The sequence below is a fragment of the Streptomyces sp. P9(2023) genome, assembly GCF_032436795.1.
Lineage (GTDB): Bacteria > Actinomycetota > Actinomycetes > Streptomycetales > Streptomycetaceae > Streptomyces.
Map to the genome: position 1 here is coordinate 209,602 of NZ_JAUPWM010000008.1, position 25,138 is coordinate 234,739.

General features: G+C 72.3%; 24 protein-coding genes and 1 pseudogene. 13 read left to right on the plus strand and 12 right to left on the minus strand.

What is annotated here, in order from left to right; genetic code table 11:
• Positions 1–125 precede the first annotated feature (125 nt).
• Positions 126–1,832, minus strand: a complete 1,707-nt coding sequence (locus Q5762_RS14820; protein ID WP_315892537.1) for a bifunctional 3'-5' exonuclease/DNA polymerase — start codon at positions 1,830–1,832, stop codon at positions 126–128.
• A gap of 219 nt (positions 1,833–2,051) precedes the next feature.
• Between Q5762_RS14820 and Q5762_RS14825 the strand changes: the two genes are divergently transcribed.
• Positions 2,052–2,204, plus strand: coding sequence for a hypothetical protein (locus Q5762_RS14825; protein ID WP_315892538.1), 153 nt, complete (start codon positions 2,052–2,054; stop codon positions 2,202–2,204).
• A gap of 4 nt (positions 2,205–2,208) precedes the next feature.
• Here the strand turns inward: Q5762_RS14825 and Q5762_RS14830 are convergent, their stop codons facing one another.
• The 4 genes from Q5762_RS14830 to Q5762_RS14845 form a co-directional block, all read right to left on the minus strand.
• On the minus strand, positions 2,209–3,186 hold the full coding sequence (locus Q5762_RS14830; protein ID WP_315892539.1) for a hypothetical protein: 978 nt from the start codon (positions 3,184–3,186) through the stop codon (positions 2,209–2,211).
• 160 nt (positions 3,187–3,346) lie between these two features.
• Positions 3,347–5,440 carry an FtsX-like permease family protein gene (locus tag Q5762_RS14835; protein ID WP_315892540.1) on the minus strand — a complete coding sequence of 698 codons (2,094 nt, stop codon included), beginning with the start codon at positions 5,438–5,440 and terminating at the stop codon, positions 3,347–3,349.
• The gene (locus Q5762_RS14840; protein ID WP_315892541.1) at positions 5,434–6,330 is read right to left on the minus strand and encodes an ATP-binding cassette domain-containing protein; all 897 of its coding nucleotides are present in this window, start codon (positions 6,328–6,330) and stop codon (positions 5,434–5,436) included. Before Q5762_RS14840 ends, Q5762_RS14835 begins: the two co-directional genes overlap by 7 nt.
• 70 nt (positions 6,331–6,400) lie before the next feature.
• Entirely contained in the window at positions 6,401–7,213 is an 813-nt protein-coding gene (locus Q5762_RS14845; RefSeq protein ID WP_315892542.1) for an NAD(P)H-binding protein, read from the minus strand.
• Positions 7,214–7,292: 79 nt separating this feature from the next.
• Between Q5762_RS14845 and Q5762_RS14850 the strand changes: the two genes are divergently transcribed.
• Positions 7,293–7,691 carry a helix-turn-helix domain-containing protein gene (locus Q5762_RS14850; protein WP_315892543.1) on the plus strand — a complete coding sequence of 133 codons (399 nt, stop codon included), beginning with the start codon at positions 7,293–7,295 and terminating at the stop codon, positions 7,689–7,691.
• Positions 7,670–8,839 (plus strand): DUF2786 domain-containing protein, encoded by a 1,170-nt coding sequence (locus Q5762_RS14855; RefSeq protein ID WP_399495164.1) that lies wholly within the window; start codon positions 7,670–7,672, stop codon positions 8,837–8,839. Before Q5762_RS14850 ends, Q5762_RS14855 begins: the two co-directional genes overlap by 22 nt.
• Positions 8,840–8,845: 6 nt before the next feature.
• On the opposite strand, the gene Q5762_RS14860 is transcribed toward Q5762_RS14855, so the two are convergent.
• The gene (locus tag Q5762_RS14860; protein ID WP_315892545.1) at positions 8,846–9,424 is read right to left on the minus strand and encodes a hypothetical protein; all 579 of its coding nucleotides are present in this window, start codon (positions 9,422–9,424) and stop codon (positions 8,846–8,848) included.
• Here Q5762_RS14860 and Q5762_RS39985 point away from each other — a divergent pair.
• Together Q5762_RS39985 and Q5762_RS14880 are read left to right on the plus strand one after the other, a co-directional pair.
• Positions 9,419–10,143 (plus strand): annotated as a pseudogene (locus tag Q5762_RS39985) (GTP-binding protein); the annotation flags it as partial. The gene Q5762_RS14860 and the pseudogene Q5762_RS39985 sit on opposite strands and share 6 nt — an antisense overlap.
• A gap of 227 nt (positions 10,144–10,370) precedes the next feature.
• Entirely contained in the window at positions 10,371–10,583 is a 213-nt protein-coding gene (locus Q5762_RS14880; RefSeq protein WP_315892628.1) for a DUF397 domain-containing protein, read from the plus strand.
• A gap of 73 nt (positions 10,584–10,656) precedes the next feature.
• Here Q5762_RS14880 and Q5762_RS14885 read toward each other — a convergent pair whose 3' ends face one another.
• Positions 10,657–11,169 carry an ATP-binding protein gene (locus Q5762_RS14885; protein ID WP_315892546.1) on the minus strand — a complete coding sequence of 171 codons (513 nt, stop codon included), beginning with the start codon at positions 11,167–11,169 and terminating at the stop codon, positions 10,657–10,659.
• A gap of 280 nt (positions 11,170–11,449) precedes the next feature.
• On the opposite strand from Q5762_RS14885, the gene Q5762_RS14890 reads away from it, so the two are divergent.
• From Q5762_RS14890 to Q5762_RS14915, 6 genes are all read left to right on the plus strand, one after another.
• Positions 11,450–12,322, plus strand: a complete 873-nt coding sequence (locus tag Q5762_RS14890; RefSeq protein ID WP_315892547.1) for a helix-turn-helix transcriptional regulator — start codon at positions 11,450–11,452, stop codon at positions 12,320–12,322.
• A gap of 85 nt (positions 12,323–12,407) precedes the next feature.
• On the plus strand, positions 12,408–13,865 hold the full coding sequence (locus Q5762_RS14895) for an aldehyde dehydrogenase family protein (RefSeq protein ID WP_315892548.1): 1,458 nt from the start codon (positions 12,408–12,410) through the stop codon (positions 13,863–13,865).
• Positions 13,866–13,976: 111 nt separating this feature from the next.
• Complete coding sequence (locus Q5762_RS14900) at positions 13,977–14,516, plus strand: DinB family protein (RefSeq protein WP_315892549.1); 540 nt, start codon at positions 13,977–13,979, stop codon at positions 14,514–14,516.
• A 45-nt stretch (positions 14,517–14,561) separates the two neighbouring features.
• Positions 14,562–15,203 carry a PadR family transcriptional regulator gene (locus Q5762_RS14905; protein WP_315892550.1) on the plus strand — a complete coding sequence of 214 codons (642 nt, stop codon included), beginning with the start codon at positions 14,562–14,564 and terminating at the stop codon, positions 15,201–15,203.
• Positions 15,204–15,281: 78 nt separating this feature from the next.
• A complete protein-coding gene (locus Q5762_RS14910) occupies positions 15,282–16,244 on the plus strand; it encodes an ATP-binding cassette domain-containing protein (protein WP_315892551.1) in 963 nt (320 codons plus the stop codon).
• Positions 16,241–17,005: an ABC transporter permease gene (locus Q5762_RS14915; RefSeq protein WP_315892552.1), complete on the plus strand. Its 765-nt coding sequence runs from the start codon at positions 16,241–16,243 to the stop codon at positions 17,003–17,005. Before Q5762_RS14910 ends, Q5762_RS14915 begins: the two co-directional genes overlap by 4 nt.
• Positions 17,006–17,102: 97 nt before the next feature.
• Here Q5762_RS14915 and Q5762_RS14920 read toward each other — a convergent pair whose 3' ends face one another.
• The 3 genes from Q5762_RS14920 to Q5762_RS14930 all read right to left on the minus strand — a co-directional run bounded on the left by Q5762_RS14920 (position 17,103) and on the right by Q5762_RS14930 (position 20,399).
• A complete protein-coding gene (locus tag Q5762_RS14920) occupies positions 17,103–18,527 on the minus strand; it encodes a glutamate decarboxylase (RefSeq protein ID WP_315892553.1) in 1,425 nt (474 codons plus the stop codon).
• Between the two features lie 21 nt (positions 18,528–18,548).
• Positions 18,549–19,841 (minus strand): ion channel protein, encoded by a 1,293-nt coding sequence (locus Q5762_RS14925; RefSeq protein ID WP_315892554.1) that lies wholly within the window; start codon positions 19,839–19,841, stop codon positions 18,549–18,551.
• A gap of 189 nt (positions 19,842–20,030) precedes the next feature.
• Positions 20,031–20,399, minus strand: a complete 369-nt coding sequence (locus Q5762_RS14930) for a YbjQ family protein (RefSeq protein ID WP_315892555.1) — start codon at positions 20,397–20,399, stop codon at positions 20,031–20,033.
• Positions 20,400–20,580: 181 nt separating this feature from the next.
• On the opposite strand from Q5762_RS14930, the gene Q5762_RS14935 reads away from it, so the two are divergent.
• Entirely contained in the window at positions 20,581–21,294 is a 714-nt protein-coding gene (locus tag Q5762_RS14935) for a VTT domain-containing protein (RefSeq protein WP_315892556.1), read from the plus strand.
• 30 nt (positions 21,295–21,324) lie between these two features.
• Here the strand turns inward: Q5762_RS14935 and Q5762_RS14940 are convergent, their stop codons facing one another.
• Positions 21,325–22,968: a threonine/serine exporter family protein gene (locus Q5762_RS14940; protein ID WP_315892557.1), complete on the minus strand. Its 1,644-nt coding sequence runs from the start codon at positions 22,966–22,968 to the stop codon at positions 21,325–21,327.
• Positions 22,969–23,093: 125 nt separating this feature from the next.
• A complete protein-coding gene (locus Q5762_RS14945; protein ID WP_003968257.1) occupies positions 23,094–23,588 on the minus strand; it encodes an inorganic diphosphatase in 495 nt (164 codons plus the stop codon).
• Between the two features lie 102 nt (positions 23,589–23,690).
• Here Q5762_RS14945 and dacB point away from each other — a divergent pair, with 102 nt between their 5' ends.
• Positions 23,691–25,136 carry a D-alanyl-D-alanine carboxypeptidase/D-alanyl-D-alanine-endopeptidase gene (gene dacB / locus Q5762_RS14950; protein WP_315892558.1) on the plus strand — a complete coding sequence of 482 codons (1,446 nt, stop codon included), beginning with the start codon at positions 23,691–23,693 and terminating at the stop codon, positions 25,134–25,136.
• The last annotated feature ends 2 nt before the right edge of the window (positions 25,137–25,138 follow it).

Consider the following 25,138-nt stretch of genomic DNA (forward strand, 5'->3'; position numbering starts at 1 on the left):
CCTGGCCACAGTCGTACCCACCGCGCCCGGGCCCCCCCGCCGTGCCCGTCACTCACAGCCGGCCCGCCCGTCACGCCCGCCGAGGGCCCTGGCCACAGTCCTACCCACCGCGCCCGGGACCCACCTCACTTCGCGTCCGCGTACCGTTCCACCGTCGCCGTCGTGAACGGAAACCGGACCGGGGTCGGCCCGAAGGCGATGCGGCCGGCCTCGTCACCGGCCGTGCGGATCGCCTCCGTCACCGCCTCCGTCTCCTCCGCCGGGCAGTGCACGATCACCTCGTCGTGCTGGAAGAAGACCAGCTCGGCCCGCATCCCCGCCGTCGCGCGGCGCAGCGAGGCGAGCATGAGCAGGGCCCAGTCCGCCGCGCTGCCCTGGACGACGAAGTTACGGGTGAACCGGCCGCGCGCCCGGGCGTTCCCGGAGGCGTAGCCGGGGGTGAACTCGCCTTCCCCGGACCCCGGTTCGAGGTCGGCGCCGCCCTCCTGCGGGATGCCCGCCTCGTCGTCCTCGCCCGCGCCGACGGCGCGCGGGCTGGTTCGGCCGAGCCAGGTCCGGACGAGCCGCCCCTCCTCGCCCGCCTTCGCCGCGTCGTCGACGTAGGCCACGGCGCGCGGGAAGCGGCGCCGCAGCGCGGCCAGGTTCTTCAGGCCGTCGCCGCTGGTCTGCCCGTAGATCGCGCCGAGCAGCGCGATCTTCGCGTGGTCGCGGTCGCCCGAGAACGCCCGGTCGGACAGCCGCCTGTACAGGTCGTCTGGGTGACCGGCGACCTCCATCAGGCCCGGGTCGCGGGAGATCGCGGCGAGGACCCGGGGCTCCATCTGGTCGGCGTCCGCGACCACCAGCCGCCAGCCCGCGTCGGCGACCACGGCGCGGCGGATGACCTTGGGGATCTGCAGCGCGCCACCGCCGTTGGTCGTCCAGCGCCCGCTGACCGTCCCCCCGGGCAGGTACTCGGGCCGGAAGCGCCCGTCCCGCACCCAGTCCTGGAGCCAGGACCAGCCGTGCGCGGTCCAGATCCGGTACAGCTTCTTGTACGCGACGAGGGGCGCCACCGCCGGGTGGTCGATCTCCTCCAACTCCCAGCGCCGGGTGGACCGCAGCCGGATTCCGGCCTGGGCGAAGGCCTTGACGACGTCGGCGGGCAGGTCGGGCCGGACGCGCCGGCCGAAGGCGGCGGAGACCTCGTCGGCGAGCTCGGCGAGGCGCCGGGGCTCGCCCCCGCCCGCGTACCGCTCGCCGAGCAGCTCGTGCAGGAGCTCCCGGTGCAGGTCCGCCCGCCAGGGCAGCCCGGACCGGTGCATCTCGGCGGCGACGAGCATGCCGGCCGACTCGGCGGCCGTGAGCAGCCGCATCCGCCCCGGGTGCTCGGCCCGGTCGTGCCGGGCCTGCTGCTCCGCGTATACGGCGAGGAGGTCCTCGAAGGAGACGGCCGTGGCCGTGGGTCTCGCCTCGAAGAGGGAGTCCTGCGAGCCGGGCTCGGCGGCACGCTGGGGCGGATCGGGCGGTACGGGAGCGTTCCGGAGGCGCGCGAGGGCGGCGGCCGCGGACCGGGGCTCCCCGAGCCGCCCTTCGTGGCCGAGCAGGAGCCCCTCGGCGACCTCGATGTCGTAACACCGCTCGACGCGCACCCCGGCGGCGAGCAGCCGGGGGTGGACCTCGGCGGTGGACCGCCACACCCAGCGGGCGACGCCGGGAAGACGGGACCGGACGGCCTCCACGAGATCCGGCTCGCGCAGGACGGGCCCGGCGGGCAGCCCGTCGGTGCCGAGGGGAACGAGCCGCGCCCCGTCCCCCTCCGCCTCGGCGGCCAGCGCCCACCTCTCGTTCATGGGCGCGAGTCTGACACCCACCACTGACAACACCCGGTCACGCCGCCACCCGGGCCCTACGCCGCCCTGTGGAAGAGCGTCTTTGCCGGCGGTAGCTTCGAGGAACTCGTCGACGCCGGTGAGTCCCGCATCGTCGCAGGCCGGCACAGCGACGGTGGCATCGTCTTCGCGCTCTCGGCTCGCCTGTCCGCCGCACTCGCGGACGTTGAGCGCGGCCGGTTGCGGGACCTCGCCGAGTCGTGGTCCGCGCACTGCGCGGAAGACGGCGAGGTCAGCGACGCCGAGGTCGCCGACGCGATCCTGGGTGACCTGGCCGCTCTCGTCAGCGGCGCCCGACAGCAGAGCCAGGGCGTCTACTGCTGGGTCGCGTAGGGATTCACGGGCGGTCGGACGAGCGGTCGGACAGGTCCTGGCCGGCGGGCTCCCCGGCGAACAGTTCCTCGGTGTCGGTGGCCGTGATCGCGCGGTCGAGCCAGGTGTCGAGGACGTCGGTGTCGGTGCACGAGGAGATTCGCCGGGCGGTGGCCTCGGGGACCTCGATCCCGCGTGCGGCGAGTACACGGAGCACGGCCTCGGCCTTGCCCTTTGCCTCGCCCTCCGCCTTTCCCTCCGCCTTTCCCTTGGCCTCGCCTTCCGCCTCGCCTTCTGCCTTGCCCTTCAGGAACGTCTCCTCGACCAGAGTCCCACGGCCGGGGAAGAAGCTGCCTACGCTCATCAATTTCCTCCAGGTCTTGCGGGCCGGGGTGTCGCCCAGGCCGACTTCGAGCAGTTCCGAGTAGTACGCGACGGAGTCGGTGTCGGCCGTGCCCAGGGCGCGTGCCAGTGCCTCCAGTATTGCGGTCGTGTCGCGATCCCGGCCATGAGTCATTGCGGAGAAGGCCGCCATAGCCAGATTCCGGGCCGCCTCGTCCGGGTTGGTGATCACCGGAACGTTGTCGGGGCCGAGGACGAGGGGACGGGTGGTGACCGAGTGCCAGTGATCGACACCGGCGTCGAACGGGCCGGCGGCCCACCGGGCGGTGCGCCGGTCCTGGCAGACGACGAGAAGCAGAGCCGGCATCCCGTACTTCGCCATCAGGTAGCCGAGGTAGTACATCCAGCTCACCCCCTTGTCCGGGTCCCGCCGGCCCTGCGCCTCGATGGCGAGGAGGAACGCCGTTCCTTCGGAGGGTGTAACCCGCAAGACGCTGTCGACCCGGCGCTCCAGCGGCCGTAATTCGGTCGTGTCCGGCGTCAGCGCCTCGATCGACGCCTTGGGTGCCAGCCCCACACCGAGGATCTGGAAGACCGGCGTCAGCAGCTCCGGCCGGTCCTGGAAGATCCGATGAGAGGCCTCATGCGATGAAGTGACCATGAGGGGAAACGTAGAGGCGCAAACCTCTCTGGCATATGCCCTTAGTTCATGACCACCCCCAGGGGTGGCTACCTCGGCCCGGTGTTGACGGCGGGATCGCGGACGGGGCGGTGACCCGGCTCCGACCCCGGTCACCGCCCCGTTCACCCACCTTCGCCGGTCAGCGCGTCGCGCGCCACGCGGGGAGGGCTGAGGCCGCCGTCGCCACCAGGGCGCAGGTGGCCGCCGTGGCCGCCACCGTCGGCCAGGGGAGGGAGAGCGAGACCGGGGCCGAGAGGGAGGACAGGGCCGCGGCCTGGACGGCGAGGCAGGCCGCCGTCACCGCCAGGCCCAGGACCGCTCCGATCGCCACCGCAAGCGCCGACTCGCCCGTCACGACCCGCAGGACCTGGGCCCGCGTGGCGCCCGCCAGGCGGAGGGCGGTCAGTTCCGGGCCTCGTACCGACGTCGCCATCAGCAGCGTGTTGGCGAGCGCGATCACCGTGTAGGCGAGCGCGATGCCGAGGACCAGGAGCAGGCCCAGGCGGGTCTCCCGGCTGGTCGTCGGGTGCGTCGCGGCCGCCCACGCGTCCACGCTCCGTACCGTTCCGCCCGCCGCCGCCAGCGCCTCTCCGCCACCCCGCGACTCGATCCGGTCCACCACCGCCCCCGGCGCGTTCGCCCGCGTCACGTACGGTCCGTTGTCGCCGGTCCCCAGGGCCAGGACCGCCGCCACCCGCAGCCGCACCGGCCCGCTGCCGTCCGCCCGCCACACCTCCACCGGGTCCCCGACCGTCCGCCGCTCGAACTCCTCGTTCACGACGATCGACCGGTCGTCCAGGTCGGCCACGTCCCCGGCCACCACCGGCAGCCGCGCCAGGTCCGCGAACGCCGCCGGGTCGGCCACCGCCCGCGCCCCGTACTTCACGAACGCCTCCGCCCCGTCCCGTACGAAGACGGACGTGGCGCCCGTCGCCGACGCACCCGCGACCCCCGGTACCGGCCGCAGGTCGTCCCCCGTCACCACCCACTCCGCCCGGGTCTGCTCCCGCGCCTCCGCCGCCTTCGCGCTCGTCACCGTCGTCGCCGACCCCAGCAGCGAGCCGGCCAGGGCGACCGTCACGAGGACCGGCGCGGCGACGGCGGCGGTACGGCGGACTGCCGCCGCGCTGTTCTCCCGTACGAGCATCCCCACCGCCCCCGGCAGCCGCAGCGCCCGCGCCACCGGCCGCACCAGCACCGGGGCCAGCAGCGCGACGCCCGTGATCAGGAGCATCGGCAGGGTCGTGTACGTCTTCCGCTTCAGCAGTTCCGACGGCTCGGTCACGCACGTCCACACCAGCAGCCCCGCCCCCGCGACCAGCAGCCCGCTGCCGAGCAGCGCCCGGCCGAGCGGCAGGACGTCCGTGTCGACGTCCGCCTCGCGCAGCGCCGCCGCAGGACCGACCTTCCCCGCCCGCCGCGAGGCGGCGAAGGCCCCGGCGAGCGCGACCGTCACCCCCGTCCAGAACGCGGCGTGCAACGGCCAGACCGCCCCGCCGATCGCGAACCAGTCCGGTGCCAGTTCCCCCTCCACCAGCACCCGCGCCAGCCACGGCGCGCCCCACGCGCCCAGCACGCATCCGGCGGCCGAGGCCAGGACCCCGACCCCCGCCGCCTCCGCGAGCAGCATCCGCCGCACCTGCCCCGGCGTCGCGCCCGCCGTCCTCAGCAGCCCGAACTCGCGCCGCCGCAGCGCCACCGCGAACGCGAACGTCGACGCCACGACGAAGACCGAGACGAAGGTGGTGACGCCCCCGGCGGTCCCGAGGAGCGAGTTGACGGCGACGAGCGCCTCGGCGTCCCGCTCCGGTTCGGGGTCGGCGAGCCGCCGGTCGTCCCCGGTGAGCACCTGGGCCCGGTCGCCGACGACCGTACGGACCTCGGCGGCGGGGCCGTGGACGCCGACGGCGTCGGGGCCGCCGGCGGTGGTGACCGTCCAGCGGGCCTTCAGCTCGCGCAGAAGTTCGATATCCACAGGCTGTGGACGGTCGAGCCGCCGTGAGACGGTGGCCGTGTCCGGACCCCGTTGTACGTCGACGGTGACCGCGTCCCGCCCCTTCACGACCACGGGCACGGACGCGAACCGCTGCGGCGCGCGCTCGGGCGCGTCGAAGGTGGCGGAGAGGCCGAGGCCCATGGTGGTGAGGAGCCCGACGCCCAGGGCGAGGGCGACGAAACTGCCGAGGAAGGCGGCCCAGCGCGCCCGCAGCCCGGCGACGACGACGGTCAGCACGGGAGGACCTCCGCACCGGAACGGTTCTCCGCGCCGGAACCGGCCTTCGTACCGGCGGAACCGGCCTCCGCGCCGGAACCGGCCTCCGCGCCGGAACCGGACCCCGTACCGGAGTCGGCCCCCGTACCGGAGCCGGCCCCCGAAGCCGCCCCCGTCTCAAGCCCCGCCATCCGCCCCGCGACCCCCTCCACCGTCGGGCCGTACAGCTCGCCCTCCACCCGCCCGTCGACCAGGAACACCACCCGGTCCGCGCGCGCCGCCGCCACCGGGTCGTGGGTGACCATGACGATCGTCTGGCCGTCCCGGTCCACCAGCTCCCGCAGCATCGTCAGCACCTCGCGGCTGGTGGTGGAGTCCAGGGCTCCCGTCGGCTCGTCGCCGAAGAGCACCGCCGGGCGGGTGATCAACGCCCGCGCGATGGCGACCCGTTGCTGCTGCCCGCCCGACAACTCCCCGGGCCGGTGCTTCTCCCGCCCACCCAGCCCGACCTGTTCCAGCGCCGCCCGCACCTCGCCCCGCGACACCCGCCGCCCCGCGAGCCGCAGCGGCAGGGCCACGTTCTGCGCGGCCGTCAGCGAGGGCAGCAGGTTGAAGGACTGGAACACGAACCCGATCCGGTCCCGCCGCAGCAGCGTCAGCCGCCGCTCGCTCAGCCCCTCCAGCTGGACCCCGCCCACCTCGACCGTCCCGGCCGTCGGCCGGTCGAGCCCCGCCGCGCACTGCAGCAGCGTGGACTTGCCGGAACCGGAGGGCCCCATGACGGCGGTGAACGTACCGGTACGGAAGTCCAGGTCGACGCCGTCGAGGGCGCGGACGTCGCGGTGGTGGCGCCGGAGGCCGGTGAGCCGAACGGCGGTGTCGGAGTGGGTCGTTGAGGTGGTTGAGGTCATGCCTCAAGCGAACCGTTTCAGCGTCACCCGATCACGACCACTGGCGGGCGTCTGCGCGGTATGCCTGGTCCTACCCCCGGCCTACCGCTGCCACGAACACCTCAAGCGCGTCCAGCGGCTCCCGCCCCAGCAGCTCCCGCAGGCTGCTCTTGACCTCCGTACCGTCCATGAAGCCGTGCGCGATCGCCGAGTACGCCCCCGTCAGCATCGGGACCTGGAACCCCTCGGCGCCGGACGCGGCGATCGCGGCGCGCGTCTCGGCGAGGGTGCCGGGCAGGTACTCGGCGCCCAGGGCGCGCGCCAGGTCCGCCCCGCCGAGAGGCCGTTCGCCGACGAGCTCGTAGGTGCGGCCGGCGTGCGCCGCCGGGTCGGTGGCGACGGTGACCGCGACCTCGGCGAGGTCCGCACGGGCGACGGCGGCGAGGCGGCCGTCGCCGAGGGGCCCGGTGATGCGGTTCTCGGCGTCCGGGGCCGCGATCCAGGTGAGGAACTCGGCGTACAGCCCGTTCCTCAGCACCGTCCACTCCAGCCCCGACCGCTGGAGCCGCCGCTCGGTCCAGCGGTGGGCGAGGGAGAACGTGAGGTGATCGCCGTCGCCGGAGAGGCTGGTGTAGACGAGGTGGCGGACCCCGGCGGCCTCGGCGGCGGAGATCGCGGCCTCGTGCCGGGCGATCACGGTGTCGTCCTCGCCGTACCCCGCCGAGATCATCAGCAGGGTGTCCACCCCGGCGAAGGCCGCCGGCAGGGTGGCGGGCGCGTCGAAGTCGACGAGCCGGGTGCCGGGCAGCCCGGCGCGGGTGCCGAGGACGACGTCGTCCCGCCCGGCGAGACGCTCCGCGACGAGCGATCCCAGTCCGCCGGATGTCCCGGTGACGAGCAGCATGGTTCCCCCTGGTTTCGTGATCGTGGGCGCTGACACCCATCCTGGAGTGAGCGCGCGGATCATGTAAGGAGGCACATTCATGTACGAGGGGCACACGGAGGTAACCACCGACCCCGCCGACCCGCTGGTCAGCTGTGCGGAGGACTGCGGGGTACGGGACGTACAGGACCGGCTCGGCGACAAGTGGACCGTGCACGTGGTGGTCGAACTGGCGGCGGGGCCACGGCGGTTCAGGGAGCTGCAGCGCCTGGTCACCGGGATCTCGCAGCGGATGCTGACACTCACGCTGCGCCGCCTGGAGCGGGACGGTCTGGTGACGCGGACCGTGTACCCGACGACACCGCCGCAGGTGGAGTACGAGCTGACGGCGACGGGCCACAGCATGACGCACCTGATCAAGCAGCTGATCGACTGGTCGCTGGACCACCGCTCGGTGATCGGCCGGGCGCGCGAGGAATGGGACGCGAAGCAGCCGTGAGCGCTACGGGCGGGAGTGCGGGGACTACGGTCGAGCGGGCCTTCGAGACGGGGCTGTACACGGACGACGACACGGCCTTGGACACGGCGGCTTCGCTGCTCGCGGCGGACCGGTCGGCGGACGCGGAACTGGCGCGCCGGGGCGAGGAGTTCGTACGGCGGGCGTGGGAGCGGGGCTGGCAGCCGGCGGATCTCGTACGGCTCGTGGGGCGGGACCTGGCCGACGAGCACGTACGGCTGGCGGGGTCGCTGATCGCGGCGGAGACGAGCGGATACGACCGCCTGCCGCACCGCTGGCCCGCCCAACTTGCGGAGCTGGACACGACGCCGACCCGGTCGACGGACCGCTTCTCGTCGGCGACGACGGCCCTGGAGCTGTACCGCCTGCTGGTGCGGCTGCCGTCCCTGGAACCGGTGGGCCCGGTGCCGGGCGACGCGCTCCCCGCGCCGGTCGCGGGGGAGCCGCGGATGCTGACGCGGGTACGGGCGCTGCTCGCGAAGGCGGAGGCGACGGGGTACCCGGAGGAGGCGGAGGCGCTGACCGCCAAGGCCCAGGAGCTGATGGCCCGGCACAGCCTGGACGAGGCGGCGCTGGAGTCCCGTACGCCCTCGGGTGACGCGCCCGGGGCGATCCGGATCGGGGTGGAGCCGCCGTACGAGCAGGCGAAGGCGATCCTGCTGGACGCGGTGGCGACGGCGAACCACTGCCGGGCGGTGTGGAACGAGCCGTACGGCTTCTCGACGGTGGTCGGCTTCGAGGTGGACCTGGAACCGGTGGAGCTGCTGTACACCTCGCTGCTCGTGCAGGGCACGGCGGCGATGACGCGCGCGGAGGCGGAGCAGCGGGCGGGTGGCCGGAAGCGTACGAAGTCCTTCCGCCAGTCGTTCCTGCTGGCGTACGCGAACCGCCTGGGCGCCCGGCTCGCGGCGACGAGCCGCCGGGTGACGGCGGAGGAGCCCACGCTGCTGCCCGCGCTGCGCAGCCGGGAGGCGGCGGTCACCTCCCGTACCGACGACCTGTTCCCTCATACCCGTACGACCCGCGTCCGGGCGATGTGGGACGAGGCCGGCTGGACCCACGGCACGACGGCCGCGAACGCGGCGGGGCTCGGCCGGGGGCGGGGTCGGGGCGAGGTCGAGGGTAGGTAAGGGAATTCAGGCGGCGCGGCAGAGGTCGGCGGGGGCGGCGGCGGGGCCGGCGGGGGCCGGGACGCGGACGGTGGCGGCGGCGGGCCGCGACCGGTCCCCGGCCTGCTTCGGGGCCTGCTTCCGGGCGTCCTTGCGGGTGTCCTTGCGGGTGTGCGTCCGTGCGTGCCTGCGCGCGAAGACGACGAGGTGCAGCACCGCGAACCGCGCGGCACCGGCGAGCGCGGAGGCGGAGAGGTAGACGACCTGCTCAAGCACCGTACCGGGCGCGGCCACCAGCTGATGCAGGACGAACATCGCCACGCAGGTCACGGCGTACGCGGCGGCCGCGGACCCGGCCGACTGCACATGCTGGCCCCAGGTCGCGCGCCCGCCCGCGCCGAAGGTGAACCGGGCGTGCAGCTCGGTGGAGAGAAGCGTGGAGACGACGGCGATCAGGGCGTTGGCCAGGGCCCAGGGGAGCCAGGAGGCGAGTCCCGCCACGGCGAAGCTGGAGGCGACCCCGACCCCGCCGCCGCAGAGCGCGAACCGCGCGAAGGCGCCGAAGGCACCGGGTGCGCCCTGCTGCGGGCTCTGCGCTGTCTCCATGATCTCCACCCCACCGCACGCCAGATCCCCATCGGGTCCGGCACCGCGATCGGGTCCTCCGCAGACCTGGCCGCCGCCGCCCTCGCGGGCTTCGACGCCGCGGCCGCCCAGCACCCGGCCTGTCGAGGACGGCCAGGACGGGGGCGTACTCCAGTTGGCGCGCCCAGGTGTCGGCGACGGTCCGCCGGTCGGTGGCGGCGGCCGCGAGCCCGGCGTCGGCAAGGTCGTCGCCGTTGCCGAGGTAGGGCAGGACCAGGGCCGGGTCGACGGCGGTGATCACGGAGGTGAGCCGAAGCCCGGTCTGGCACCACACCCGCCCGTTCCACCCCGAGCGGCTGTACGCCGCCCTTGAGTGCCTCACCTGCGCCGCCGCCCGCAGCCGCGGCAGGTTCTGGCTCGCCGACCGGCCCGACATCCTGCTCCACCGGGACGCGGCGGGCGGCGCGCTCTGCGTCGAGAGCGTCGGCCCCTGGCTGGTCTCCCTGCCCGACGCCGCCTGGGAGATGGTCCCGCCCGTCCGCCGGGCCGCCGCCGCCCTCGACTGGCATCCCGAGCACGGCGACCGCTGCCGGCACCTGGTCTTCACCTCGCCCGGTCTGGACCGCGAGGCGCTCGCCGAGCTCCTCGACTCCTGCCTGCTCACGGAGGCCGAGTACGGTCCCGGGCGGGACGCCTGGCAGCTGCTCGCGTCCGCCTTCGACACCCTCCTGGAGGCCTGACCCGCGCCCCTCCGCCGCCTCTTGCGATACTCGTCGGTAGCGCGCCGGGCCAAGGCCGAGTGCAGGCAGTCGCGTAGTCACTACGCCACCCCGCGTGCACGTGCATCCGCTCGTGCATCTGCTCACGCATGGGCATATGAACACAGCTATGATCCGAGGAAGTTGACACATGCATCAAACACCTCGGGGAGCTACCAGTGCATCATGCGCATCACGCGTACAACGGCATGGCGGCCACGGAGCTCCACGGTGTCGTGTGGCAGAAGAGCCGGCACAGTAACTCCCAGGGGTCCTGCGTGGAGTTCGCCAAGCTGCCGGGCGGGAACGTCGCCGTGCGCAACTCGCGCCACCCGGACGGGCCCGCCCTCGTCTACACGCCTGCCGAGATAGAGGCGATGCTCCTCGGCATCAAGGACGGCGAGTTCGACCACCTCGTGTGACGTACGTACGCATACGGAAGGGCCCCGGCATCCCGCCGGGGCCCTTCCGTATGCGCACATAGGGGAGCGGGCGTCACTCCGGTCCTATCCGGAACAGCGCCCACACCACCTTCCCCTGCAGCCTCCCCGCCAGCGGGTGCCAGCCCCAGCTGTCGCTGAACGAGTCGACCAGGAACAGCCCGCGCCCCGACTCCGCCGCGAAGTCCTCGTCCCCCGCGCGCGTCTCCGGGCTCTTGTGGCTCGGGTCGCGCACCGCGCAGACCAGTCGGCTCGTCCAGCGCATCAGGTGCAGGCGGACCGCGGGAGTGTGCCGGCCTTCGCCCGCCTGGGGCTCCTGGGCGGCGTCCGACGGGAGCGCGTGGCGCAGGGCGTTGGTGACGAGTTCGGAGACGACCAGGGCGACGTCGTCGAAGCGTTCGGTGAGATCCCACTGCGCGAGCGTGGCGCCGGTGAACTTCCGTGCGCCGCGCACCGCTTCGTACGCGGGTGGCAGGAGGCAGGAGGCGGAGGTGGAGACGGCGGCGGGATCGATCGGCGGAAGCCCCTGCCGTAACGGCTCGAGCATGGTCGATCCATTCGTCCCCATGCGAGGCACTCCCGGGAATCGCGGCGAATCGCGGATGTGGTGCGGTTGCGCGGGGTCCATCGTTCCGAATGCGACCACTGGATGCAAGGGCAGATGCACGTGCACGCGCCTGACCTGTCCATGCCCGTGCCGATTCTGTGCATATCTTCTGCCGACTACTTTCGGCTTGCTCAGGAAGTCGCCCTGAACTTGCCGCCTTTCCGTAATCGAATGTGTACGGGCTGAAGCGTTTAGTGGCACAATCCGGGGGCCCGAGACCCGCGAAGGAGAGGCTGGAGCCGTGACCGCAGTCGAATCGAGCGGAGCGAGCGGAAGCGTCGTGCGGCGCATCCTGCTGGGTTCGCAACTGAGGCGGTTGCGCGAGTCGCGCGGCATCACCCGCGAGGCGGCCGGCTACTCGATCCGCGCGTCCGAATCCAAGATCAGCCGTATGGAGTTGGGCAGGGTGAGCTTCAAGGCCAGGGACGTCGAGGACCTGCTCACGCTCTACGGGGTCAGCGACGAGAGTGAGCGCGGCTCGCTCCTCGGGCTCGCCCGTGAGGCCAACGTGGCGGGCTGGTGGCACAGTTTCGGCGACGTGCTGCCCGGCTGGTTCCAGACGTACATCGGCCTGGAGGGCGCCGCCTCGCTCATCCGGATCTACGAAGTCCAGTTCGTCCACGGCCTGTTGCAGACCGAGTCGTACGCGCACGCCGTCGTCAGCCGGGGCATGCCCGGCGCCCCCGCCGCCGAGATCGACCGCCGCGTCGCGCTCCGCCTGGAGCGGCAGAAGGTCCTCGTCTCCGAGCGCGCCCCGCACTTCCACGCCGTCCTCGACGAGGCGGCGCTGCGCCGCCCGTACGGCGACCGGGCCGTGATGCAGGGCCAGTTGAGGCACCTCATCGAGGTCTCCGAGCATCCGCACGTGACGCTCCAGGTGATGCCCTTCAGCTACGGCGGCCACGCCGGCGAGAGCGGCGCGTTCACCATGCTGCGCTTCCCGGAGTCCGACCTCTCCGACGTCGTCTATCTGGAGCAGCTCACCAGCGCGCTCTACCTCGACAAGCGCGAGGAGGTCGCCCAGTACGCGCGCGTGATGGAGCGGCTGGCCGAGGAGAGTCCCGATCCGGCCGAAAGTCGCGATCTTCTCCGAGGACTCCTCCAACTCACCTAGGACGTAAGTACGATGACGCGACATCAGTGTCGCCACGTCACAGTCGCCACAGCGTCCGCCACCGCGGGTTAAGGGGTCTCGTCTCATGTCCTACTTCACCGACCTGGCCCACCAGTACATAGACGGCGAGTGGAAGCCGGGCAGCGGCTCGTGGGACATCATCGACTTCAACCCGTACACCGGGGAGAAGCTCGCCTCGATCACCATCGCCACCGTCGACGAGGTGGACCGCGCCTACCGCGCCGCCGAGCGCGCCCAGCGTGAGTGGGCCGAGACCAACCCGTACACCCGCCGGCTCGTCTTCGAGCGCGCCCTGCGGATCATCGAGGAGCGCGAGCAGGAGATCGGCGACACGATCGTCGCCGAGCTCGGCGGTACGCGCCTGAAGGCGGCCTTCGAGCTGCACCTCGCCAAGGAGTTCCTGCGCGAGGCGATCCACCTGGCGCTGCGGCCCGAGGGCAGCATCCTGCCCTCGCCGGTCGACGGCAAGGAGAACCGCGTCTACCGCCTCCCGGTCGGTGTCGTCGGCGTCATCTCCCCCTTCAACTTCCCCTTCCTCCTCTCCCTCAAGTCCGTCGCGCCCGCGCTCGCGCTCGGCAACGCGGTCGTGCTCAAGCCGCACCAGAACACGCCGATCTGCGGCGGCACGCTGGTCGCGAAGGTCCTGGAGGACGCCGGTCTGCCGGCCGGTCTGCTGAACGTCGTCGTCACCGACATCGCCGAGATCGGCGACGCGCTGCTGACGCACCCGGTCCCGAAGGTCATCTCCTTCACCGGCTCCGACAAGGTCGGCCGCCACGTCGCCACCGTCTGCGCGCAGAACTTCAAGCACGCCGTCCTCGAACTCGGCGGCAACAGCGCCCTGATCGTCCTCGACGACGCCGACGTGGACTACGCCGTGGACGCGGCCGTCTTCAGCCGCTTCGTGCACCAGGGCCAGGTCTGCATGGCCGCCAACCGGATCCTGGTGGACCGCACGCTGGAGGAGGAGTTCACCGAGAAGTTCGTGGCGAAGGTGAAGACCCTGCGCGTCGGCGACCCGGCCGACCCCGCCACCCACATCGGCCCGCTCATCAACTCCCAGCAGGCGGAGTCGGTCTCGGCCGTCGTCGAGCAGGCGGTCGAGGGCGGCGCGACGGCGCTGCTGCGCGGCTCGGCGGACGGCAACGTCGTCTCCCCGACGGTCCTGAGCGGCCTCGCGGCCGACGCGCCCGTCCTGAGCCAGGAGATATTCGGCCCGGTGGCCCTCCTGATCCCCTTCGACGGCGAGGACGAGGCGGTACGGATCGCCAACGACACGCCGTACGGCCTGAGCGGCGCCGTCCACACCGGTGACACGGAGCGGGGTGTACGGGTCGCGAAGCGCATCCACACCGGCATGATCCACATCAACGACGGCACCGTGCACGACGAGCCGATCGTGCCCTTCGGCGGCGAGAAGCACTCGGGCATCGGCCGGCTGAACGGCGACGCGATGATCGAGGCGTTCACCACCCAGAAGTGGATCTCGATCCAGCACGGCCGCAGCCGCTTCCCGTTCTAGGACCGTAGCTGTCCGCAAGGGTTCGTAGCGTGAGGGGTGTCGGAGGGAAGAGCTCGGAAGAAGAGCCCCCCGGCACCCCTCATCCATTTCGTAGTACGGAAGGCGGACACCATGGTTGCTCTTGTTCCCGCAGAGGCCCACGGCGACGAGCGCGGCGCGTTCCTCAACTTCATCGAGGCCCAGCGGGCCGCGATCCGCCGCGCCGCCCTCGGCCTCACCGAGGAGCAGGCGGCGAGCCGCCCCAGCGCCAGCACGCTCAGCCTCTCCGGTCTGATCAAGCACGTGGCCGAGGTCGAGCTGAACTGGCTGCGCCTCGCCCAGCAGGTGCGGAACGAGAAGGGCCGCACCCAGGAGACCTGGGGCGACGGCTTCCGGCTCGTCGAGGGCGAGACCGTTCCGCAGACGGTGGAGTTCTGGGCGGGCGTGGCGAAGGAGACCGAGGAGTTCGTCCGCTCCGTGCCGAGCCTGGACGACACCTTCCCGCTGCCGCCGGCGCCCTGGTTCCCGAAGGACGGCCAGGTCTCGATCCGCTGGATGCTGCTGCACCTGGTCCAGGAGATCGGGCGGCACGCCGGGCACGCGGACATCATCCGGGAGTCCCTGGACGGCAAGGACTCCTTCACGCTGATCGCGGCGGAAGCGGGCGCGTAGGCAGGTGACGCGTACCCTAGTCAAAATTGACTAGGAGGTGTGAGGGTGTCAGCGATCCGGCTTCTTGTCCTCGGCGCGGTGCGCCAGCACGGGCGGGCCCACGGCTACCAGGTCCGTAACGACCTGGAGTTCTGGGGCGCGCACGAGTGGTCCAACGCCAAGCCCGGCTCGATCTACCACGCGCTGAAGCAGATGGCCAAGCAGGGCCTGCTGCGCGCGTACGAGATCGCGCCGAGCACGGCCGGCGGCCCGCCGCGCACCGAGTACGAGGTGACGGACGAGGGTACGGCGGAGTACTTCGCGCTGCTGCGCGAGGCACTGACCACGTACGACCAGAACATGGACGTCCTGTCCGCCGGGATCGGGTTCATCGTGGACCTCCCGCGGGCTGAGGCGGTGGAGCTGCTGCGGCAGCGGGTGCGGGCGCTCGACGAGTGGCGCGCGGCCGTCACCGAGCACTACACCCCCGAGGGCGGCCCGCAGCAGCTCGGGCACATCGGCGAGATCATGCACCTCTGGGTCCACTCCTCCGACGCCGGCAAGGAGTGGACGCTCGGCCTCATCGAGCGGATCGAGGCGGGCGCGTACACCTTCGCGGGCGAGGGTGAGCCCTTTGTGGGGGTGCTCGCCGAGGGCGAGGAGAACCCGTTCGCGACGGGCGAGCCTGATCCGGGAGACGACATCTAATCAAGTTTGACTAATCGATCGACCGCAGCGTACCTTCCGTCGAGTGGTCAAGTTTGACTACTGGGCTTGGAGGCTGGAATGACTGACGCGATCGTCGTCGAGGGAGTGCGGAAGCGGTACGGGGACAAGCAGGCGCTCGACGGCCTCGACCTGGTCGTGGAGCGCGGCACGGTGCACGGTCTGCTCGGGCCCAACGGTGCGGGCAAGACCACGGTGGTACGGATCCTGGCCACGCTGCTGCGGCACGACGAGGGCCTGGTGCGGGTGGCGGGCTTCGATGTCCGGGCGCAGGCCTCCGAGGTCCGGCGCCGGATGGGGCTGCTCGGGCAGCACGCGGCCGTGGACGAGGAGCTGGGCGGCCGGCAGAACCTGGAGATGTTCGGGCGGCTGTACCACCTGGGGGCGCGGCGGGCGGGCGCGCGGGCCGACGAGCTGCTCGACCGGTTCGGGCTCGCCGACACCGGGCGCAAGCCCGTCAAGCAGTACAGCGGCGGCATGCGGCGCCGCCTGGACCTGGCGGCCTCGCTGATCACCGAGCCGGAGGTGCTCTTCCTGGACGAGCCCACGACCGGGCTCGACCCCCGGGGCCGGGGCGAGGTGTGGGAGTCGGTGCGCTCGCTGGTGGGCGGCGGCACGACCGTCCTGCTCACCACGCAGTACCTGGAGGAGGCCGACCAGCTGGCCGACCGGATCTCGGTCGTGGACCGGGGCCGGGTCGTCGCCGACGGAACGGCCGACGAGCTGAAGACGAAGGTGGGCGGCGACCGCATCGACGTCGTCCTGCGGGACGCGGGCCGGCTCGGCGAGGCGGCGGCGCTGCTGCCCGTCCCCGCCGCGGAGGTCAGCGTCGACGCCGACCGGCGGCGGGTCAGTGCGCCGGTCACGGACCGGATGGCGGCCCTCGCCGAGACCGTACGGGCCCTGGAGGCGGCCGGGATCGAGGCGGAGGACATCGCCCTGCGGCGGCCGACCCTCGACGAGGTCTTCCTGCATCTGACCGATGACGAGCGCGAGGGCGAGCACAAGGAGGTGGCGGCATGAGCGTCGCGTACGTGGTGAGCGACTGCTGGACGATGACCCGGCGCGAACTGGCCCACTGGGCGCGGCAGCCGGTCGTGATGGTCGTCGGCCTGGCCTTCCCGATCATGATGCTGCTGATGTTCGGCTATCTCGTCGGCGGCGGCCGTGGGATCGAGGGCGACTACGTCGACTTCCTCGTGCCCGGCATGCTGACGCTGACGATGGTCTTCGGCCTCGAAGGCACGATGACGGCCGTCACGCAGGACCTGAACAAGGGCGTGATCGACCGGTTCCGCTCGATGCCCATGGTCGACGGGGCGGTCCTGGTGGGGCGTTCGGTCGCCGACATGCTCCAGTCCGCGGCTGGCCTGCTCCTGATGGTCGGCGTCGGGTACGCGATCGGCTGGCGGGCGCACGGCGGCTTCGGGGCCTTCCTGGGCGCCGTGGGACTGCTGCTCCTGCTGCGGTTCGCGATGCTGTGGATCGGGATCCACCTGGCGATGGTCGCGGGCAAGCCGGAACTGGTGATGGCCGTACAGATCCTGGTCTGGCCGATCGGCTTCCTCTCCAACGCCTTCGCCTCGCCCACGACCATGCCGGGCTGGCTCGGCACGGTCGTGGAGTGGAACCCGATGTCGGCGACGGCGACGGCGGTACGGGACCTCTTCGGCAACCCGGGCGGCGAACCGGGCCATGTGCTGGCGGCGGTGATCTGGCCGCTGGTCCTGCTCGCGGTCTTCTTCCCGCTGGCGGTACGGCGGTTCCGGCGGCTGAGCGCGTAAGGCGGCATCCGCTTCTCTGCCGTCCGTTTCTCTGCTGTCCGTTTCTCTGCCGTCCGTTTCTCTGTCGTCCGTTTCTCCGCCGTCGGCCCCGGCGCGCTCAGTGGTGGAAGGAGGTGGCCGCTCCCCGGTCGTGGGTCGACGGGCCGGACTGGGCGCGCAGTTCGGGCAGCAGGCGGCGCAGATCCTCGATGAACAGCCCGGCGAGGTCGGCCGAGAAGCCGTTGCGGCAGACGACACGGAGCACGGACAGGTCCTCCCGGTTGGCCGGGAAGGTGTACGCGGGGACCAGCCAGCCGCGCTCCCGCAGCCGGCGCGAGACGTCGAAGACGTCGAAGCGGGTGGTGTCGGCGGCGGTGGTGAACGCGAAGACCGGCAGCTGGTCGCCGTGGGTGAGGAGGCGGAAGTCGCCCATCGCCTCGATCCGTTCGGCGACCCCCCGGGCGACGTCCCGGGTGGTCTGTTGGACCGTCCGGTAGCCCTCCCGGCCGAGCCGCAGGAACGTGTAGTACTGCGCGACGACCTGCGCGCCCGGCCGGGAGAAGTTGAGGGCGAAGGTGGGCATGTCGCCGCCCAGGTAGTTGACCCGGAAGACGAGTTCCTCGGGGAGTTCGGCGGGCGAGCGCCACAGTGCCCAGCCGACGCCCGGATAGACCAGGCCGTACTTGTGGCCGGAGGTGTTGATCGAGGAGACCCGGGGCAGCCGGAAGTCCCAGACCAGGTCCTCGTCCAGGAAGGGGGCGATCATCGCGCCGGACGCGCCGTCGACGTGTACGGGGATGTCGAGGCCGGTGCGTTCCTGGAGGGCGTCGAGCGCGGCGCAGATGTCGGCGACCGGTTCGTACGAGCCGTCGAAGGTCGAGCCGAGCACGGCGACGACGCCGATGGTGTTCTCGTCGCAGAGCGCGGCGGCCGACTCCGCGTCCATGTGGAAGCGGTCGCCCTCCATGGGCACGAGCCGGGCCTCGACCTCCCAGAAGTTGCAGAACTTCTCCCAGCAGACCTGGACGTTGACGCCCATCACCAGGTTGGGGCGGGCCGACCCCGGATAACGGTCGGCGTTCCGCTGCGCCCAGCGGCGCTTGAGCGCCATGCCGGCGAGCATGCACGCCTCGCTGGAGCCGGTCGTGGAGCAGCCGACGGCGGTGGCGGGGTCCGGCGCGTTCCACAGCTGGGCGAGCATGGCCACACAGCGCCGCTCCAGTTCGGCGGTGCGCGGGTACTCGTCCTTGTCGATCATGTTCTTGTCGCGGCACTCGGCCATCAGCACACCGGCCTGGGGCTCCATCCAGGTGGTGACGAAGGTGGCGAGGTTGAGCCGGGAGTTCCCGTCGAGCATCAGCTCGTCGTGGACGAGCTGATAGGCGCTCATGGGCGGCAGCGGCCCGTCCGGGAGCCGGTGGCGGGGCGGCGCCTCGGTCATGCCGCCGACCGGGTTGGCCAGGCCGTAGAAGGGGTTGAGGGCGAGGTGCCGATCGGGCTCGGTCTCGGTCTCGGTCTCGCCGGGACCCTTGTGCAGCGGCATGGGGGATTCCTTCCGGGGTGTTCAGTGCAGGGAGGCGCCCGACTCGTCGAGTTCGAGCTCGGGGCGGCCGGTGACGACCAGCCAGGCGGGCAGGGAGGCCAGACAGAGCAGGCCGAGCATCGCGGGCGAGGAGGCGAGGACGGCGGCGACGAAGAGGCTCACCCAGCCCTGCCGGGTCGTGGCGAGCAGCACCCCGAGCACGCCGGAGGAGATGGCAACGGCGGGGTGGACCTCGGTGACCAGCGCCTGGACGAACAGGCCGAAGGCGACACCGATGAACACGGCGGGGAAGATCCGGCCACCCACGAACCCGCACGAGGCGGCGATCAGCAGGGCGGCGAGCTTGACCACGGCCATCTTCGCCAGCTCGCCCGACGAGTAGGCGCCGATGTTCTCGCTGAGCACCTTGACCTGTTCCAGGCCCTTGAAGAGCGTCAGCTGCCCGCCGAGTGCGCCCAGCAGGCCGAGGATCAGGCCGCCGGCCGGAATCATCAGCATCGGGTGCCGCAGCCGCTTGAAGGCGCGGTGGACGTACGGGAGGCCGTAGCAGCAGAGCAGGCCGAAGAGGGCGGCCGCGGTGGCGATGATCATCGAGGCGAGCAGATCGCCCCACCCCGGGTCGGTCAGCGGGGGCAGCGACATGTCGAAGGTGGGATGCGCCAGCAGGGTCGTGGTCATCGCCCCGGCCCCGGCGGCGACGAGCGGCGCGAAGATCCGGTCCCACAGGGAGCCCTGTCCGTCCGGCTGCCGGGTGAGGGCCTCGGAGATGACCAGGGCGGCGGCGACCGGGGTGCCGAAGAGGGCGCCGATGGTCGCGGCGGAGGCGAGCGCCACCCACAACGCGCCCGGCACGACCGGCAGGGCCTTGCTGCCGAGCCAGTAGGCGAGTGCGACATTGGCCGCGATGATCGGGTTCTCCGGACCGAGACTGACCCCGCCGGCCAGGGTGAGCGTGGCCGCGATCAGCAGCCCGGGGAGGACCGCCGGGGCCATCGGGCTGCCGCCGAGGCCGGTCGACGAAGGATCGGGGCCCGCGTGCCCCGGCATCTTCCAGACGACGAGGCCCACCGCGATCCCGGTCGCGGTGAGCATCACGATCATCCAGAGGGACGAGAAGCCGCCGATGCCCAGGGCGTCCGGAAGGGTGTGCCACAGGACGTGCTCGAACTCTTCGGAGATCCACTCGATCCCCAGGAACAGCAGACTCGCCAGCACGCCCACCACGAGGGCGGGCAGGACCTGCGGCAGCAGGACACGGGCGGGCGACCTCGGGGCGGGGGGCGGGAGTGCGGACGACGGGGTATCGGTGGCCACCGGCCCACCATAAGTGCACAAATGCCGCACAACACCCTGAGAGTTGGGGGTGTCGCAGCCCGAACCCCAGCCCGAACCCCAGCCCGTGAGCCGCTCGCGCCCAGCCGCTCGGACGCTCAGCCGCCCAGCCGCTCAGCCGCTCAGCCGCCCAGCCGCTCGGACGCTCAGCCGATCGGACGCGATCCCCCGTCAGGCCCGAGGAGCGATCACCGCCGCCGTCCCGTACGCGCAGACCTCCGTCCCCACGTCCGCCGCCTCCGTCACGTCGAAGCGGAACATCAGCACCGCGTTGGCGCCGCGCGCCTTCGCCTGCTCCACCAGCCGGTCCATCGCCTGGTTACGGGTCTCCACCAGGGTCTTCGTCAGACCCTTCAGCTCCCCGCCGATCATCGACTTCAGGCCCGCGCCGATCTGGCTGCCCAGATGTCGCGACCGTACGGTCAGTCCGAAGACCTCGCCGATGACCTGCCGGACCTCGTAGCCGGGAACGTCGTTCGTGGTGACGACCAGCACGTCCGGGTGCGGCCCCTGGCCGCCGCCGTACTCCTCGATGCCCATCCGCATCCACCTCCTGGCCACCAGCCTCGGACCGGCCGCCCGGCACCGCATCCCGGAGGGGCCCGGTGGGGGCCGGATGGAACCCGGGGCGGTAAGAATGCGTTGATACTTTGGGGCAGCCGTCGCCCCGCCCCGGGGCAGCCGTCCCCCGCCCCCACCGACCGCAGGAGCCCGGAACCCCGTGAATACGCTTGCCCTCGGACCGAGCTGGCTGGACCCGGACTATCTGATTCAGACCTGGGGTCTGATCGGTGTCCTCGTCATCGTCTTCGCCGAGTCCGGACTGCTCATCGGGTTCTTCCTGCCCGGCGACTCGCTGCTCTTCACCACCGGCCTGCTGGTCACCACCGGCAAGCTGGATTCGCCGCTCTGGCTCGTCTGCACGCTCGTCGTGGCCGCCGCGATCATCGGCGACCAGGTCGGCTATCTCTTCGGCCGCAAGGTCGGCCCGGCCCTCTTCAAGCGCCCCGACTCCAAGCTCTTCAAGCAGGAGAACGTGGAGAAGGCGCACGAGTTCTTCGAGAAGCACGGCCCCAAGTCGCTGATCCTGGCCCGCTTCGTGCCGATCGTGCGGACGTTCACGCCGATCATCGCCGGTGTCAGCCGGATGAACTACCGCTCGTTCATCACCTTCAACGTCATCGGTGGTGTGCTCTGGGGCGCGGGCGTGACCATCCTCGGGGCCTCGCTCGGCAAGATCGACTTCGTGCACAAGAACATCGAGGCGATCCTCATCCTGATCGTCGCGATCTCCGTGGTCCCGATCGTGATCGAGTACCTCCGGGCCCGCTCCCAGTCCAAGAAGGCCAAGGCCAAGGCCCAGGACGACGAGCACGGCCACGACGGCCCCGGCACCCCGAACCCGGGCGGCCGCGGCCGCCACGCCAAGCGCTGACCCCACCGGCCCGAAGGCCCGGAAGACCCGTCAGAAGCCCCTGGTCCGCTTCGCCGCACGCCGCGCCGCCGCCGCGCGCGGGGCCTGCATGAAGAGGCGGGCCAGTTCGCTTCCCAGGTTCACGCCGATCGCGATCGCCAGGGCCAGGGCCGCCGCCTTCGCCAGGTTGGCGAAACCCTGGTCCAGATTGTTCTGGGCGATGCCAAGCACCCCGAAATACGTCGCGGAACCGGGCAGCAGCGGCCCGATCGCCGCCGTCACGTACGGCAGGGACGAGGTGTGGTTGTAGCGGGCGGCCAGCTGGCCGAACAGACCCACCAGGCCCGCCGCCACCGCCGTCGCCATCACCGCCGAGCCGCCCGCCGTCACCGCGATCGACGCGTAGATCACCCACGCGACCCCGCCGTTCAACGTCGCGAACAGCACCGTCGCCCGCGACTGCTGCAACAGGATGGCGAACGTCGCGCACAGCACCATCGCCGCCAGGATCTGTACCACCGGCCGCTCGACCAGGCCGAGCGCCCCCTCCGGGTTCAGCTGCGCGTCGAACTGCACGGCGATGTACAGCACCGACAGCACGCCCACCACGATCGCCACGAAGAAGTACCCGACCTCCAGGAGCCGGGCCGAGGCCGTGATGTAGAAACCGGTCAGACCGTCCTGCACGGCCGCCACCAGGGCACGCCCCGGGATCAGCGCGAACAGGCCACCCGTGATCACCGCCGACGGCCGCAGATCCGCGTGCAGCAGCGTGAGCAGCACCCCCATCGCGGCCGGCGGCATCGCCGCCACCAGGAACTGGTAGAACTCCGGCAGCCCGCGCCCCGCGCACAGCCACGCCAGCCGGTCACCGAGCACCGCGCCGAGCGCCGCCACGAAGAAGACCGTCAGATCACCGCCGAGCAGCACCGAGGCCGCCCCCGCGAGCACACCCGCCGCCGTCGTCAGCACCCAGCCGGGGTACGGGTGCCGGTTGCGCCGGATCTCCGCGAGCCGCCGGTACGCCTCCTCCGGCGTGACGTCGTGCTCCTCCGCGTTGATGTCGGCGAGCAGCTGATAGACCGCCGCGAGCCGGGTGTAGTCGGTGCCCCGCCGCCGTACCGTACGGTTCGCCGTGATCGGGTCGTCGACCAGCGACGGCTGGTGCGTGATCGCGAGCAGCGTGAACGTGACCGTCGGCTCGCACCGGTCAAGACCGTACGAGCGGCAGATCGCGAACATCGCCGCCTCGACGTCCTCCGCGCCCTCCCCGCCCGCGAGCAGCAGCTCGCCGATACGGAGGGTCAGGTCGAGTACACGGCCCACGGCGGGCCCCGCCTCGTCCTCCTTGCGCGGGATCTCAGGCGTCGGCCGGTCACCCACCGGCAGCCGCAGCATCGTCCGCATCCGGTCCTGCCAGGGCGCGTCCGCCGGCAGCCGCACCAGCGGCATCCCGTGGGCGGGCGTGAAAGCGGGCGGCGCCTGCTTCGCCGAGTAGGTCGACGGCGGCGCGAACGCGGAGCCCTCGGGCTCGGCAGGCGGCTCAGGAGCCAGCCCCTCGGGGACGGCGAACTCGGAGGTCGGATGCTCCTCCTCCGGTACCACCGGCTGCTCCACCCCGGCCGGCGCGACGAAGGCGCTGCGCGCCTCGTCAGACTGCGGCTTCCGGTCCTCCGGGCCGTCCGGCTCCGCCACTGTTTCTCGCCCTCACTCCGCGACGCACACGGTCAAGCCCAGTATGGGTGTGCGACGGGACGAATGTGCGACGGGCGGCGCACCAGCAGGTGCACCGCCCGTCACGGATGAATCGGGGAACCCACTCAGTGGGCGCCGCCCTGCGCCTCAAGGCGCTTGTAGGAGGCCTCGATCTCGGCCTCGGCCTCGGCGCGGCCGACCCAGTCGGCGCCCTCGACAGACTTGCCCGGCTCCAGGTCCTTGTAGACCTCGAAGAAGTGCTGGATCTCCAGGCGGTCGAACTCCGACACGTGGTGGATGTCGCGCAGGTGCTCGACGCGCGGGTCCGAAGCGGGGACGCACAGCAGCTTGTCGTCGCCGCCGGCCTCGTCCGTCATCCGGAACATGCCGATGGCGCGGCACTTGATGAGGCAGCCCGGGAAGGTCGGCTCGTCGAGGATGACGAGCGCGTCCAGCGGGTCGCCGTCCTCGCCGAGGGTGTTCTCGACGAAGCCGTAGTCGGCCGGGTAGCTGGTCGAGGTGAAGAGGCGACGGTCCAGGCGGATGCGACCCGTCTCGTGGTCGACCTCGTACTTGTTCCGCGACCCCTTCGGGATCTCGATGGTGACGTCGAACTCCACGGGTGGCTCCTCCTGAATCAACACATGTGAACGCTTGCGGCGACGCGCAGTGATTAAGTGTCCCTCACGCCTGTGTGTGCTCGCGAAAGGGGCTGGTCAGCGATGCCGGAGCCGAGGACCTGGCAGCTCACGGCGTGCTCCGCCGTACTCGGCCTGGCCCTGGCCGCCGGAGCGGCGACCGCCGCCGGCCCGTGGGACAACGGTCAGCGTACGGCCGAGCGCGCCCGGGCGGCCGCCGCGACCCCCACAGGTGGCGTACATCACGCGCCGCCCGCCGCCCCGCCCCGCCCCGCCCCCGCCCCGACCGCCCCCGGAGTGCTCCGCGCGCTCGGGGCGCGGGGGGCCGCGCAGGGGACCGCCCCCGCGGGCGACTTCGCCGCCGTCCTCGTACCGCTCCTCGCCGACCCCGGCCTCGGACCGCTGCGCACCGCCTCCGTCGTCGACGCCACGACGGGGAAGCAGCTGTACGGGGAGGGCGCCACGACCCCCATGACGCCGGCCTCCACCATCAAGATCGCCACCTCGGTCGCCGTGCTCTCGGCCCTCGGCCCCGACCACCGCATCGCGACGACCGCCGTCGCCTCCCCGGACGGCCGCACGGTGACCCTCGTCGGCGGCGGCGACCCCACGCTCGACCGCGCCCGCCTGGAGGCCCTCGCGACCGGCACCGCCCGCGCCCTGAAGGCCCGGGGCGTCACCGCCGTACGCCTCGCCTACGACACGAGCCTCTACCAGGGCCCCGCCCTCCACCCGATCGGCCCGGACCAGAACATCGCCCCCGTCAGCGCCCTGATGCTCGACGAGGGCCGCCTCGACGGCTCCCACAGCGGCATCGCCCCGCGCGCCTCCGACCCGGCGGGCGACGCAGCCACCGCCTTCGCGGACCTCCTCGCCGAGGCCGGTACGAAGGTCAAGGGCGCCCCGGCCCCGGGCCGCGCGCCCAAGGACCCCAAGGCCGCGGAGGCCGCGCCCCTGGCCCGTACCGAATCCGCCCCGCTCTCCGCCCTCGTCGAGCGGACCCTCACCAACAGCGACAACGACCTCGCCGAGGCCCTCGCCCGGCAGACCGCCCTCGCCCGCCAGCAGCCCGCGAGCTTCGCCGGCGCCGGAAAGGCCGTACGGGACGAACTCGCCGCCCTCGGCCTGCCCACGGCCGGCGCCCGCTTCGCCGACGGCAGTGGCCTCTCCCGCGCAGACCGGCTCTCCGCCGCCCTGCTCACCGGCCTCCTCACCCGAGCGGCCGACCCGGCCCGCCCCGCCCTGCGCCCCGCCCTCACCGGCCTGCCCGTCGGCGGCTTCAGCGGCACCCTCAAGAGCCGCTTCGACACCGGCCCCGCCCTCGGCGGAGCGGGCCTCGTCCGCGCCAAGACCGGCACCCTCAAGGGCGTCAACACGCTCGCCGGAACCGTCGTCACCGCCGACGGCCGGCTCCTCGCCTTCGCCTTCCTCGCCGGCCGCACCGACTCCCCCTACGAGGCCCAACCCGCCCTCGACCGGCTCTCCGCCGCCCTCGCCCCCCAAGGCGGAGCCACACCGAACCTGCCCTGATC